At 67.0% G+C, this 12,760-nt stretch carries 13 protein-coding genes and 1 pseudogene; 9 read left to right on the top strand and 5 right to left on the bottom strand.

The features are described 5' to 3' along the window. Positions 1-29: 29 nt before the first annotated feature. Positions 30-1,328, bottom strand: coding sequence for an MFS transporter (locus tag NP4_RS02300; RefSeq protein ID WP_067991034.1), 1,299 nt, complete (start codon positions 1,326-1,328; stop codon positions 30-32). A 188-nt stretch (positions 1,329-1,516) separates the two neighbouring features. Further along, the gene (locus NP4_RS02305) at positions 1,517-2,683 is read right to left on the bottom strand and encodes a pyridoxal-phosphate-dependent aminotransferase family protein (RefSeq protein WP_067991976.1); all 1,167 of its coding nucleotides are present in this window, start codon (positions 2,681-2,683) and stop codon (positions 1,517-1,519) included. Between the two features lie 92 nt (positions 2,684-2,775). Between NP4_RS02305 and NP4_RS02310 the strand changes: the two genes are divergently transcribed. Continuing rightward, positions 2,776-3,516 (top strand): IclR family transcriptional regulator, encoded by a 741-nt coding sequence (locus NP4_RS02310; RefSeq protein WP_067991038.1) that lies wholly within the window; start codon positions 2,776-2,778, stop codon positions 3,514-3,516. Between the two features lie 122 nt (positions 3,517-3,638). Here the strand turns inward: NP4_RS02310 and NP4_RS02315 are convergent, their stop codons facing one another. Next, the gene (locus tag NP4_RS02315; protein ID WP_067991041.1) at positions 3,639-4,082 is read right to left on the bottom strand and encodes an SRPBCC family protein; all 444 of its coding nucleotides are present in this window, start codon (positions 4,080-4,082) and stop codon (positions 3,639-3,641) included. 80 nt (positions 4,083-4,162) lie between these two features. Between NP4_RS02315 and NP4_RS02320 the strand changes: the two genes are divergently transcribed. The 4 genes and pseudogenes from NP4_RS02320 to NP4_RS39565 all read left to right on the top strand — a co-directional run. After that, on the top strand, positions 4,163-5,092 hold the full coding sequence (locus NP4_RS02320; RefSeq protein ID WP_211335722.1) for a MerR family transcriptional regulator: 930 nt from the start codon (positions 4,163-4,165) through the stop codon (positions 5,090-5,092). A gap of 449 nt (positions 5,093-5,541) precedes the next feature. Further along, positions 5,542-5,940, top strand: coding sequence for a hypothetical protein (locus tag NP4_RS02325; RefSeq protein WP_067991044.1), 399 nt, complete (start codon positions 5,542-5,544; stop codon positions 5,938-5,940). A gap of 108 nt (positions 5,941-6,048) precedes the next feature. Beyond that, the gene (locus NP4_RS02330) at positions 6,049-6,279 is read left to right on the top strand and encodes a hypothetical protein (protein WP_067991983.1); all 231 of its coding nucleotides are present in this window, start codon (positions 6,049-6,051) and stop codon (positions 6,277-6,279) included. Positions 6,280-6,450: 171 nt separating this feature from the next. Beyond that, a pseudogene (locus NP4_RS39565) lies at positions 6,451-6,570 on the top strand (SDR family oxidoreductase); the annotation flags it as partial. A gap of 38 nt (positions 6,571-6,608) precedes the next feature. Here NP4_RS39565 and NP4_RS02335 read toward each other — a convergent pair. Beyond that, positions 6,609-7,394: an amidohydrolase family protein gene (locus NP4_RS02335; protein ID WP_067991047.1), complete on the bottom strand. Its 786-nt coding sequence runs from the start codon at positions 7,392-7,394 to the stop codon at positions 6,609-6,611. 95 nt (positions 7,395-7,489) lie between these two features. On the opposite strand from NP4_RS02335, the gene NP4_RS02340 reads away from it, so the two are divergent. Both NP4_RS02340 and NP4_RS02345 read left to right on the top strand, forming a co-directional pair. Beyond that, positions 7,490-7,840, top strand: a complete 351-nt coding sequence (locus NP4_RS02340) for a MerR family transcriptional regulator (protein ID WP_067991050.1) — start codon at positions 7,490-7,492, stop codon at positions 7,838-7,840. Positions 7,841-7,927: 87 nt separating this feature from the next. After that, positions 7,928-9,355 (top strand): APC family permease, encoded by a 1,428-nt coding sequence (locus NP4_RS02345; protein ID WP_147287829.1) that lies wholly within the window; start codon positions 7,928-7,930, stop codon positions 9,353-9,355. On the opposite strand, the gene NP4_RS02350 is transcribed toward NP4_RS02345, so the two are convergent. Beyond that, positions 9,309-10,277 carry an LLM class F420-dependent oxidoreductase gene (locus NP4_RS02350; RefSeq protein WP_067991052.1) on the bottom strand — a complete coding sequence of 323 codons (969 nt, stop codon included), beginning with the start codon at positions 10,275-10,277 and terminating at the stop codon, positions 9,309-9,311. The two genes, NP4_RS02345 and NP4_RS02350, sit on opposite strands and share 47 nt — an antisense overlap. Positions 10,278-10,409: 132 nt before the next feature. On the opposite strand from NP4_RS02350, the gene NP4_RS02355 reads away from it, so the two are divergent. After that, entirely contained in the window at positions 10,410-12,143 is a 1,734-nt protein-coding gene (locus tag NP4_RS02355) for a pyruvate dehydrogenase (RefSeq protein WP_067991055.1), read from the top strand. 47 nt (positions 12,144-12,190) lie between these two features. Beyond that, positions 12,191-12,760 (top strand): TetR/AcrR family transcriptional regulator, encoded by a 570-nt coding sequence (locus NP4_RS02360; RefSeq protein WP_067991057.1) that lies wholly within the window; start codon positions 12,191-12,193, stop codon positions 12,758-12,760.

Genomic DNA, 12,760 nt, shown 5'->3' on the forward strand with positions numbered 1-12,760 from the left:
TATGGGTACGCGGCGGATTACGGCGTTACTCAGGTGAGCGGTGCGCGATCGGGCGCGGGTTCGGTCACGACGATGGGCTCGACCGGGACCGATTGCGTTGCCGCGCGCAGCTTCTTGCGCAGCGTCAGGACCAATAGCGCCGCCACGGCGAATACGCCGCCGAAGAACGCCTGGGTCAGGGCATAACCGCCGCCGCTCAGATCGCTGAGCCAGCCGCCGATATACGGTCCGAAGAAGCTGCCGAGATTGCCGACGCCGTTGATCAGGCCGAGTCCCGCACCGGCGGCCGCGGCCGGGACGAGTTTGGTGACCGTCGCCCAGAACGGCCCGTACCAGGCGATCGAGGCCGCGGTGCCGAGGACCATAGCCCCGAGCACCAGCCACTTCTGTTGCGGCGAAACAAGACTCGCGCCGCCGAGAATGATCGCCGCGGAGCCGAGCACCAGTGACATATGCGCCACATGCCCGCCGCGCCGATCGGCGGATCGGCCGACGGCGATGATGGCGATACCCGCGGCGATCTGCGGCAGGATCGCGACGAAGCCCACCTTCATATCCGTGTGGAACGCCTTCTTCAACACGCTGGGCAGCCACAGCGTGAGGCCGAGCAGGCCCATCTGCGTGAGCGTGTAGATCAGCGCGAACTGCCAGACGATTCCGCTGGTGAACGCGGCCCGGAAGGTGCCGCGATGCTGCAGCGGCTCACCCTCCTCCAGTCGCGACCGCTCGATGTGGTCGCGTTCGGCCGCCGAGAGCCAGCCGGCCTTGGCGGGGGTGTCGCGGACCACCGCGAGCCACGCGATGAGGCCGATGATCAGCGGCGCGCCGCCCTGGATGATGAACATCCAGCGCCAATCCATATACGTCAGAATGATTCCGGAGAACGGGGCGGCGACTATCGCCGCGATCGGGGTGTACAGCTTGAAGATCGCGTAGGCCCGGCCGCGTTCGGCGAACGGGAACCACGATCGGATGGTGGCCATCAGCGCCGGTTGCACGCCGCCCTCGGCGACGCCGAGCAGGAAGCGCGAGAGCAGCAATTCGCCGACGGTATCGGTGAGCCCCGATGCCATGGCGGCCATACTCCACAGCACCAGCAGAATCGCGATCCACCTTCTGGCGCTCCATCTTTCGGCCATATATCCGCCGGGGATCTGCAGCAACAGATAACCCCAGAAGAAGATGCCGCTGGCGAGGCCCTGCTGGGCCTTGGTGAGGCCCATATCGGCCTCGAGATGCGGGAGCGCGAAACTGATATTGGTTCGGTCGATATAACAGATGACGTAGATGAAGACGACGACGGGCAAAATGTAGGTCCAGCGCTTCATATCGGACAACGACCTACCTCCTCGTAGGTGGCCGGCGCGGGCTGGGCGTCGGCGGGTATATCGGATCCCGACTCGGGAAGGAGCCGGGCGAGGATCGCTCGAAGCGGAGCATTGGGAGTCGAGCTGGAGGCCGTCACAGCGGGAGGTGGCTCAGCGGTGGAGCGAGAGATGTTTCGGGGGAATGGGTTTCAGTCGGCGCGCAAGACCGCGAGCGCGGCCTGCAATCCGGCGGGGTCGACGGTGACGCCGGCCAGTTCGAGACCCATCTGGACGCCGGACAGCGTTCCGGCCAGCATCAGATCGTTGAAATCGCCGAGATGGCCGATCCGGAACACCCGCCCGGCGAGTCGGCCGAGGCCGGTGCCCAGCGACATGTCGTAGCGCTCCAGGATGATTCGGCGCACCTTGTCCGCGTCGTATTGCTCGTCGAGCAGGACCGCGGTCAGCGATCCGGAGTACTCCCGCGCGTCGACGCACAGGACCTCGAGCCCCCAGCCGTGTACGGCCGCCCGGGTCGCGGCGGCGTGGCGGCGGTGCCGGGCGAAGACATTCGCCAGACCCTCCTCCTCGAGCATCAGCAGCGCCTCGCGCAGACCGTAGAGCAGGTTGGTGGCCGGGGTGTAGGGATAGAAGCCGCGTTCGTTGTTGTCGAGCATGGGCGTCCAGTCCCAGTAGGACTTCGGCAGTCGCGAGCGCGTCGCGGCGACCAGGGCCTTCTCGCTGATCGCGTTGAAACCGAGTCCGGGCGGCAGCATCAGGCCCTTCTGGGAGCAGCCGACGGTCACATCGACGCCCCATTCGTCGTGGCGGTAGTCGATCGAGCCGAGCGAGGAGATGGTGTCGACCAGCAGCAGCGCCGGATGGCGGGCCTCGTCGATGGCGGCGCGGATCTCCGGGATGCGGCTGGTGACGCCGGTGGAGGTCTCGTTGTGCACCACCATCACCGCCGCGATCTCGTATGCGGTGTCGGCGGCGAGTTTTTCGGCGAGTATCGCCGGATCGGCCCCGTGACGCCAGTCGCCGGGCACGAAATCCACTGTCAGTCCTAGGCGTTCGGCCATATCGCGCCACAGGCTCGCGAAATGTCCTGTCTCGAAAGCCAATACGCGGTCGCCGGGAGACAGCGTATTGACCAGGGCGGCCTCCCAGGCTCCGGTGCCGGAGGAGGGGTAGGCGACGATCGATTCGCGGGTACCGAAAACCGGTTTCAGTCTGGTCGTGAGGTCGAAGGTGAATTCCGCGAAGTCGGGTCCGCGGTGGTCGATGGTCGGTCGGGCGATGGCTTGCAGTACCCGGTCGGGGACGTTGGTCGGGCCCGGGATTTGCAGAAAATGCCGTCCACTGCGTGCGGTCATCGGATTCTCATCCATTCTGTGCCGTGTTATGGCACGCTGTGCCGTGAGAAGGTTCAGCAAGGGTAGGGATGGCGTCGAGAGGAGTCAAGACTTTGCGCAACGTCCTGAATACGCTGCGCGTACTGGAAGAGGTCGCGATCCGCCAGCCGATCGGAGTCGGCGAATTGTCCCGGGTCCTGGACATGCCGAAGAGTTCCGTGCAGCGGATATTGGTCACCCTGGACGCGGCCGGTTGGATTCGGCCCGCTTCCGGTGAGGTCACCCGCTGGGTGCTGACCACCAAGGCGCTGGCCGTCGGCAGCCGTGCGGGCGGTGGGGATCTGGGGCTGCGCGGCGCGGCCCTGCCGATCATGGAGAATCTGCGACGGCACACCGAGGAGACCGTGCACCTGACGATTCCGGAGGACGGGAAGATGGTGCTGATCGAGCGGTTGGAGACCGACAAGCCCGTGCGCACCAATATGGCGCTGGGGCACTCACTTCCGCTGCATGCCTCGGCCAATGGCAAAGCGGTGCTCGCACACAGTGATTCGGAGACGGTACGGCGTCTGCTCGTCGAGGAACTGCCGCGCTATACCGATACGACGATCACCGATCCGGACGCTTTGCGCGCCGATCTGGCCGATATCCGCAATCGAGGGTTCGCGGTCAATCGCGGGGAGTGGCGTTCGGATGTCGGCGCGGTGGCCGCGGTCGTGCTCGACGGCGCCGGTAAGCCGATCGCGAGTCTGAGCGTGAACATTCCGATCAGCCGATTGACCCCGGATTCGGAGCTCCTCTTCGGTACGGCGGTGAATGCGGCCGCACGTGAGCTGGGGGAGCGGTTGGGCTGACCTTCAACGGCTGCTGATCAACTGGAACAGCTCACCCACCACCTGCGTCTGCCAGACCCGCGCGTAGCGCGAATCGGTGCTCGGCGGTCGTGTCGGCATTTCCGAACAAGGGCAGCGTCCGATCATGCGGCGTCGAGGACCGCGCGCAGGCGGGGCAGGACATTTCGCCAGCCGCGCTCCATCGCATTGCGGGTCATCTTCTGGCGGCGGTCGGTGAGGTCGAAACCGGTTTGGGTCAGTAGGAGTCGAGTGCCGCGGCCCTGGGGGTGGATCGTCCAGTCGACGATCCAATTCGTGGGGCGCTCGGATCGGGCATAGGCCCAGCTGTAGGTCAATTGTCTGCCGGGCAGAACGGTCAGGACCTCGCAGACGATTTCGGAGGGCGGCTGCATCGGGGCGGTGAAGGTGAAATGCGTTCCGGCCGTCGGGCTGAAGCCGATGGGACGCATCAGCCATCGTTGCAGCAGGTGGGGTTCGGTCAGGGCGCGCCATACGGCGTCGGGCGGTCGGGGCAGGAAATCGCCGATCTCGACCGCGGTGGGGTCCAGGTTCGCATCGGATATCACTGTGTTCCCTTCTCCCTGCGAGTTTCGAACAGGTACTCGAGTAGGCTAGGAGCTCCACCGGGGTGGAGGTTCAACCTATTGTGACGGAAGACATATCGCGCGGCGCGCTGATAGGTATCGGGGAACTGGCGCGCAGGACCGGGCTGCCGGTGCGGACAATTCGGTTCTACAGCGACGAGGGCATTCTCGACTCGCGGCGCAGTGCGGGTGGGCATCGAATGTTCGACGCGGACGGCGCGTCGCGGCGATTGCGATTGATTCGGCAGTTGCGTGCGCTCGGGCTCGGATTGGCCTCGATCGCCGAGATCTTGCGCGGCGATCGATCGATCGCCGAGGTCGTCGCGGCCGAAAGCGCCAGGCTGGATATCGAATTCAGGTCGCTGGCCTGGCGACGGGCCGCGCTGCGGGCGCTGCGGGCGGCCGATCCGCCCGAACGCACTCGACGGCTCGCGCTCCTGGCCTCGGCGCAGGATGGCGGCGTCGCCCACGACCACCTCATCCGATTCTGGCGGCGCGTGCTCACCGGCCTCGCGCGCCTGGAATTCGACACCTTCGTCTGCGCGAATGTCCCCCGCCCACCCGAGGCCCCCTCGGTCGAGGAGGTGGTGAACTACGCCGAACTGACCGGCCTCGCCACCGATCCCGACCTTTCCACCGTCATGAGCCGCCAACTCTGGCGAACCAGACCCCAGGCCATTCGCAACCGCCGCGGCCTGTTCTACGCCGTGGGCGATGTCCTCGTCGATGTCCTTCCGCTGGTCTCGCAGGGCATCGCGCCGCGCACCGGCGGCGAACTCGACCGATACGTCGAGGCCCACGCCACGGCCCGGGGCGAACACGACACCTCCGACTTCCGCGCCCAATTGCTGACCGACGCGACCGACACCGACCCCCGCCTGCGCCGCTACTGGACCCTGACGGCGGAACTGATCACCACGCCCACGGCCGGACAACCGCACTACTGGCTGTTCGAGGCGCTGCATCGCTCCGATTGTTACCGTGGCTCATGACCAGCGAATCGGCGCCCTCGCGGCGGGAGCAGCTTCGAGAGTTTCTGCGGGGGCCGATCCGCGGGTGGGTCGACCGGAAACTCCTGACCTGACAAGATCCTCGACCGCACCCACGGACCGGTAAAAGCCGCGTTCAGCAACCGGTTCACATGCGCGCATGCGTCGAACCGCATCCCGAATCACGCGCGCGGCGGTGGTGTGGATCACGCTCGAAGACTCCGAGATGGCGCGATCCGGGCGCTCGATGACGCCTTCAGTTCTGGTCGTTCGACCAAGCACGTCGCATCCTGGCTGTCCGGGGCTTGGTTGCCTGCTCTCGGGTGACGGTGCGCATGTCGTCGCATCGCTCACGTCGTCATCGACGGAAGTCCACGTCCGGGCTTTCGATTTCCCTTCCGGCGCTCGCCCGCTCGTTTCGGCGGGTCCGGAATCGAATCTGGAGGTTGAACATGGGTGTCAAGGTCGTTGCAACTACCGTGCTGGCCGCCTCGCTGATCGGATTGGCGGGAGCTGCCGCACAGGCCACACCGCCCGCCGCTGGTCCGGGCGATCGCCCGGCGGGCCCGGTGCAAACATCGAGCGAGCGTGATCTCGCAGATGACGCATTGCCGACCGTGAACGTCCGTCGCAGAAGCGATTTCAACTCCTCCGAGGACTGGTGGAATTGGGAGGTCGGCCACGCCGCACCGGATGCCCTGCTCGGCGCGGGAATCGGCGCGGTACTGGGAACCTTCGCCCTGGGCAGCGGTATCCCGGGCGCGATGATCGGCGGCGGCATCGGACTGCTCAGCGGCGGCGGACAAGATCTGCTGGATGCGGGCAACGCCTACTTCGGCGGCCAGCCGTAATCACTCGTGGCGGCCCGGCTTTCAACAGCGGGAGATCTCCGATGTCATTGCGACGCAATGACCGTGGAAAAGATGAGTACATCTGTCGATCGAAAAGGAGTGAGCATCATGGGCAAACGCTTTTTCATCACCAGTGCGATCACACTCGCGGGGATCGGTCTCGGTGCCGGGTTCGCTTATGCCGACGAGGTGGAAGTCGAAGGCAGCTACAGCACTCAGGCCGCTTGCCAGACCGATGGCCCGCACGTCCAGGTCAACCGGGACAACGACACATGGACCCACTACGACTGCCGCAACGATAAAGGCGACGGCCTGTGGCATCTGTACCTGAGTAGGTGACCCGTGGCCCGGGCAGTCACCGCGCGCAAGGCGACCGCCCGGGCCCCTCCCCTGAGAGCGCGTCGTGTTTATCCCGTCTGAGGTGTCAGTGAACCTACGCCGGGCGCGGCAGCGTCCGAGCACCGGCCGCACACGACAGCCCGGCTCGCCGAAACCTCCGTAGCCGCCCAAGCCGCCGCCGCGGCGAGTGTCCCGCTGAGCCGCATCGGCGCGGTCGAGGATGTGGCCGCCGCGGTCGCCTTCCTCGCCTCCGCGGAGGCCGCCTATATCAACGGCCAGGACCTGCTCGTCGACGGCGGCCTGGTTTCCGCGCTGTCGGCGAGGCTGGTTCAGAGGCGCAGCAGTTTCGCGAGGGTGCCGCCGAGGACGAGGTCGCGGACCTCGCCCGGGGCGGTGACCCGCTCGACGGCGGTGCGCGCGAGGACCGGATCGCCGTACGGGGCGTCCGAGCCGAACAGGGTGCGCTCGGGGAGTTCACGAATGGCCAATCGAATCGCGAAAATGACCGGGGCCGTAGACAATTCGAGGTAGATATTAGGTACCTCGCGGGCGAGTTCGATGGCCCGCAGCCATTCCAGGCCGCCGAGCTGGCTGACCACCAGTGGAACCGTTGGATAGCGCCGGGCCAGTTCGGCGAGGGTCGTCAGGTCCGCCGCGGTGGTCGGCGCGAAACCGTGGACCACCACCGGCAATCCGTCGTGTTCGGCCGAGGCCCGCAGAATGGGCTCGATCCGACCGGCCTGCCCCGGCGGCGGAGTCAGCTCCCCGATACCACGCAGGCCGCGGGCGATCACCTCTCGCTCGACGTACTCCGCGATCTCTGTCTGCTCGAGAGTCGTTGGTACGCTGCCGAATCCGATGAAACGATCCGGATGCGCCGCGAGCGCGGCATCGAGCTCCGCCCACGCGAGGCGCATACTCTCCGGTCCCTTGCCGCGTCCGTCGAGCGCCGCCGACAGCGCGCTCATCTCCGCGCGCAGCGATTCCAGATCGGCGGCGCGCTCGGGATGCGGCCGGGTCGCGAACAACACCGCCCTGTCCACGCCCGCCTCGTCCAGCAGTGCGAGATGTCGGTCCACCGGATCGTGGACGTGGCTGTGTGCGTCGATGATCATCCTGTGCTCCTGTCACTGGCGGAATAGGTCCGCCGGAGCAGTGTTGAACCCTGACACAGTGACAGGGTCAAACCGGATCGGGAGCACCGCGGGCGATGTTGATCGGGGAGTTGGCGCGGCGCACCGGAACCAGCGAGCGGCAGCTGCGCTATTACGAGCGCGTCGGCCTGCTCACCGCGCAGCGTCAGGCCAACGGCTACCGCAGCTACGACGCCGACGCCGAACAGACCGTCGCGCGAATTCGCGCGCTGCTGGACGCGGGCCTGTCGACCCGCCTGATCCAGCACATCCTGCCCTGCGCGGAGAACGACGGCGTGCTGCGCGCCTGCCCCGGCGTCCTGGCCGCCCTGCGCGCGCAACTGGATCTGCTCGATCACCGCGCCGACGAATTGGCGCGCACGCGCGCGACCCTGCGCACCGCGATCACGCGGATGGAGGACCGCTGAGCCCGTGACGAGGCAATAAACAGACCTTCCGGTTGCGTTACCGGATGAGGCCATTACGCTGAGGCTTTCGCGGCGGTCCGGTAGTAGGTGAGCACGGTGGTTGGCAAGAGTTCTTCGGGGGAGATTCCACGGGGGACATTGGGAGTCGGATCGATCGTATTCATGGTGACCGCGGCGGCCGCGCCGCTGGGAGCCGTGGTCGCCTTGATTCCGGTGCTGTTCTCGACCAGCGGGTCGGTGGCCGCGCCGGTGTACTTCCTGATCGCCGGTGCGGTGCTCATGCTGTTCGCGGTCGGTTTCACGGCGATGACCAAATACGTCGCGAACGCCGGGGCCTTCTATTCCTATGTGCGCGAGGGACTGGGCGAGCTGCCCGGTATCGGCACGGCCTTCGTCGCGGTGGTCGCCTACTCCGCGATGGTCGGCAGCGCGCTGGCCTATGTCGGGCAGGTCGCGGTGCAATTGGTGCGGCGCTGGGCCGGATTCGACACCTCGCCGTGGCTGTGGGCCGCGGTCTTCGGACTGGTCGTGGGACTGCTGGGCTATCGCAATATCGAGATCGGCGGGCGCGTGCTCGGGGTCGCGCTGGTGGTGGAGGCGTCGAGCGTGCTGCTGGTCGATCTGGCCATCGTGGTGCGCGGCAGACACGACGGGCTGAGCCTGGCCTCGCTGTCACCGGCGGCGGCCACGACCGGGGCGCACGCGCCGGGCTTCGGTCTGATGCTGGCCTTCCTCACCTTCACCGGATTCGAGGCCACGGTCGTATTCCGCGGCGAGGCACGCGATCCCGATCGCACCGTGCCGCGCGCGACCTTCCTCGCGCTGGCCCTGATCGGCGCGCTCTACGCGTTCTCGGGCTGGGCGACCGCGGTCGGGGTCGGCACGGATCGGGTCCTCGAGGTCGCGGAGTCGGATCCCACCGGAATGTATCTGGATCTGGCCGGGACCTATGTCGCGCCGGTGATGCGCGATGTACTGCAGATACTTCTGGTCACCAGCTATTTCGCGGGCGTGCTGTCGATGCACAATGTCGTCGCCCGCTATCTGCGCTCCCTCGGATCCGAGGCGGTCGCGCCGGTCGCGCTCGCGGCGATCCACGAACGGCATCGCGCGCCCTCGCGGGCGTCGCTGGCGACCAGCGCCATCACCGCCGCACTGCTGCTGATCTTCCTGATCTCGGGCAGCGGTCCGCTCGATGTCTATCTGTGGCTGTCGTGGGCGGGCACGCTCGGCATACTCGCCATGATGCTGCTGACCTGTCTCGCGGTCATCGTCTTCTTCCGTCGCGGCGGCCACGACGGCCGAATCTGGCACACCCTGCTCGCCCCGACCGCGGCGCTGATCGCCTTGGTCGGTGCGCTGTATGTGATCGTGCGGAACTTCTCGCAGCTGGTCGGGAACGGCATCGCCCCGGCGGTGCTGCTCTCGGTGGTGCCGATCGTGTTCGCACTGGGCGTGATTCGCGCCCTCAGTCTGCGTGCGGCGCGCGCAGACGAGCGCTCAGTTCACCACTGAAGAATTCGATGAAGCCGTCCGGATCCGGTCCGGCGTTCTGCAACACGACATGGTCGAATCCGGCATCGGTGTATTCGCGTACGGCCTCGGCGTAGGCAGCCGGATCGCTGCCGCAGGTGAACTGCTCGCGAATATCGCTCTCGCGCACGGTTTTCGAGGCCGCCGCGAAATTCACCGGATTGGGCAGCTCGCTCATCACCTTCCAACCGGTCAGGGCCCAGCGGGAGGTTTCCAGCGCCGCCTGCGCCGCGGTGTGCTCGTCGGGGGCCCAGGCCACCGGCACCTCCGCATAGCGCGGGCCCTTGCCGCCGCCCCGCTGATACCGCTCGACCAGATCCGCCCGCGGTTCGGTGGCGAACAGGCCGTCGCCCAGTTCCGCCGCGAGCCGGGCCGCGCGCTCACCGCCCGCCGCGACCGCGATGACCGGCGGCTCATCCGGCAGATCGAAGACCCGGGCATCGGACAGCTGTAGATATTTACCCTCGTAGGACTGGTAACCGCCCTGCCACAGCAGCCGGATGATCTCCAGCGCCTCACGCAGTAGGTCGTGACGTCCCCGCACCGATTCCGGGAAGCCCGGGCCGACCACATGTTCATTGAGCCGCTCACCGGATCCGACGCCCAGGGTGAACCGGCCGTCGGACACCAGGGCCAGGGTAGCGGCCGCCTGCGCGATGATCGCCGGGTGATAGCGGACGGTCGGACAGGTGACGCCGGTGGCCAGTCCGATGCGCTCGGTACGGGCCGCGATCGCGCCCAGTACCGTCCACGCGAACGGCGAATGGCCCTGGTTGTCCAACCACGGGTGATAGTGGTCGCTGATCTCGACGAAATCGAATCCGGCTCGTTCGGCCAGTTCCGCCTGACGAATCAATTCCGCGGGTCCGAATGCCTCCGCGGCCAGCTTGTAGCCGATCTGCACGTGCGCCTCCCTCCGAGATACGACGGTCCCTGTGCGGCTACCCGAGCGGTGTGATCGGAAACGGGCGACCAAGAACACGTTTCCGAGGCCCGCGATCGGTCAAGATCGTTTCTGGATGAAAGGAGAGCGCGGATGGCCACGGTTGCCGAACAGTTGGTACGGATGTTGCGGGAGGCCGGTGTGCGCCGGGTCTACGGCGTGGTCGGCGACAGTCTCAACCCGATCGTCGACGCGATACGCCGCACCGACGGCATCGACTGGGTGCATGTGCGGCACGAGGAGACCGCGGCCTTCGCCGCCGCGGCCGAGGCCCAGGTCAGCGGGCGGCTCGCGGTCTGCGCGGGCAGTTGCGGGCCGGGCAATCTGCATCTGATCAACGGTCTCTACGACGCCCATCGCAGCGGCGCGCCCGTACTGGCCATTGCCTCGCACATTCCCTCCAAGGAGATCGGCACCGGCTACTTCCAGGAGACCCATCCCGAGCGGCTGTTCGTCGAATGCAGCCACTTCTGCGAACTGATCTCCCAGCCCGAGCAGATGCCGCGGCTGCTCGGTATCGCCATGCAGACCGCGGTCGGGCGCGGCGGGGTGTCGGTGCTGACGCTGCCCGGCGATATCGCCGCGCGCGCCGCGGCCCATCCCACCCCCGACGCCGTCTCGCTCGCGTCGCCCTCGCCGGTGGTGCCGCCGCAGGAGCGCATCGCCGAATTCGCCCGGCTCCTGGACGAATCCGAGAAGGTGATGCTGTTCTGCGGCGCGGGCTGTCGCGACGCGCACGCGGAGGTCATGGCGCTGGCCGACGCGCTGGCCGCACCGGTCGGGCATTCGCTGGGCGGTAAGGAGTGGATCCAATACGACAACCCGTTCGATGTCGGCATGAGCGGTCTGCTCGGTTACGGGGCCTGTTACGACGCCATGCGGGCGGCCGATCGAATCATCCTGCTGGGCACCGACTTTCCCTACGACGACTTCCTGCCGCAGGCGCGCACCATTCAGGTCGACATCGATCCCGCGCGACTGGGCAGGCACACCCCGCTGGATCTGGCGGTGCACGGCGATGTCGGCGCGACGATCCGCGCGCTGCTGCCGCGGCTGCGTACGCGCACCGATCGCTCGTATCTGGACAAGATGCTGCGCGATCACGAACGCGGGTTGCAGCGCGTGGTCGACGCCTACACCCGCGATATCGAACACCGCACACCCATCCATCCCGAATACGCCGCCGCGGTTCTCGACGAGGTCGCCGCCGACGATGCGATCTTCACCGTCGATACGGGTATGGGAAATGTTTGGGCCGCAAGGTATCTCACGCCCAACGGCCGTCGCCGGGTGATCGGTTCGTTCCGGCACGGCAGCATGGCCAACGCGCTGCCGCATGCCATCGGCGCGCAGCTGGCCCATCCCGATCGCCAGGTCGTCTCGATCTCCGGCGACGGCGGCCTGGCCATGCTCATGGGTGATCTGCTCACGGTGGCCACCTATGAGCTGCCGGTCAAGGTGGTGGTGTTCAACAACGCCTCGCTGGGCATGGTGAAGCTCGAGATGCTGGTCGACGGGTATCCGGATTTCGGAACCGACCATCCGCCGGTCGATTTCAGCGCCATCGCCGCGGGCTGCGGCATCGCGTCGGTGCGGGTGGAGCGGCCGACCGAGATCCGCGACGCCCTCACCGAGGCCCTGCACCGGCCGGGTCCCGCGGTGATCGAGCTGATCACCGATCCCAATGCGCTGTCCATTCCGCCCAAGATCACCGCCGCGCAGGTCCGCGGTTTCGCCCTCGCCGCGGGCCGCACGGTCCTCGACGGTGGCGTGGGCAAGATGATCGACCTGGCCAGGACCAATTTGCGCAACGTGCCCCGGCCGTAGCGCCAGCCGGTATTGAAGTGTACGAAACCGTTTCGTACACTTCGAATATGGTTCGAGGACAGCAGCGGGTCGACGTGATCCTGGCCGCCACACTGGATCTGGTAGCCGAACGCGGATACCCGGCGTTGACGATGGACGCGGTCGCCGAGCGGGCGGGGGCCAGCAAGGCCACCATCTACCGTCGCTGGCGTAACAAGGCGCAGCTGGTGAAGGCCGCGCTGGACGCCTACGACGCCGACCACAATGCCGCGATACCCGAAACCGGAAGTCTGCGTGGCGATCTGGTGGCGGTGCTGGAGGCGCTGTGCGCCAAATCCTCGGAGCGCTATCTGTCGATGCTCGGTGGGCTGGTGGCGGCCATGCGCCACGACGAGGAGTTGGCCGCCGCGCTGCGCGAGCATATCGACAACGAGGAGCTGTCCCCGTTCCACGATGCGCTGCACCGCGCGATCGACCGCGGGGAGTTGTCCGCCGATACCGATGCCGACCTCATCCACGATGTGGCCGAGGCGATGATCCTGCGGCAACTACAACTCGGCGCGGGCTTCGACGAGCCGTTCATCACCCGACTGGTCGACGACATTCTGCTGGCTCTGCTGCACACCGAGAGGGCTTGA

Origin of the sequence: Nocardia pseudobrasiliensis NBRC 108224, from assembly GCF_001613105.1 — a bacterium.
GTDB lineage: Bacteria > Actinomycetota > Actinomycetes > Mycobacteriales > Mycobacteriaceae > Nocardia > Nocardia pseudobrasiliensis.

What these genes read in the sequence shown, in the direction of transcription:
- NP4_RS02305 (WP_067991976.1), bottom strand. Translation starts at nt 2,683, where the DNA reads ATGACCGCACGCAGTGGACGGCATTTTCTGCAAATCCCGGGCCCGACC.
- NP4_RS02340 (WP_067991050.1), top strand. Translation starts at nt 7,490, where the DNA reads ATGTTGATCGGGGAGTTGGCGCGGCGCACCGGAACCAGCGAGCGGCAG.
- NP4_RS02330 (WP_067991983.1), top strand. Translation starts at nt 6,049, where the DNA reads ATGGGCAAACGCTTTTTCATCACCAGTGCGATCACACTCGCGGGGATC.
- NP4_RS02360 (WP_067991057.1), top strand. Translation starts at nt 12,191, where the DNA reads ATGGTTCGAGGACAGCAGCGGGTCGACGTGATCCTGGCCGCCACACTG.
- NP4_RS02325 (WP_067991044.1), top strand. Translation starts at nt 5,542, where the DNA reads ATGGGTGTCAAGGTCGTTGCAACTACCGTGCTGGCCGCCTCGCTGATC.
- NP4_RS02335 (WP_067991047.1), bottom strand. Translation starts at nt 7,394, where the DNA reads ATGATCATCGACGCACACAGCCACGTCCACGATCCGGTGGACCGACAT.
- NP4_RS02355 (WP_067991055.1), top strand. Translation starts at nt 10,410, where the DNA reads ATGGCCACGGTTGCCGAACAGTTGGTACGGATGTTGCGGGAGGCCGGT.
- NP4_RS02300 (WP_067991034.1), bottom strand. Translation starts at nt 1,328, where the DNA reads ATGAAGCGCTGGACCTACATTTTGCCCGTCGTCGTCTTCATCTACGTC.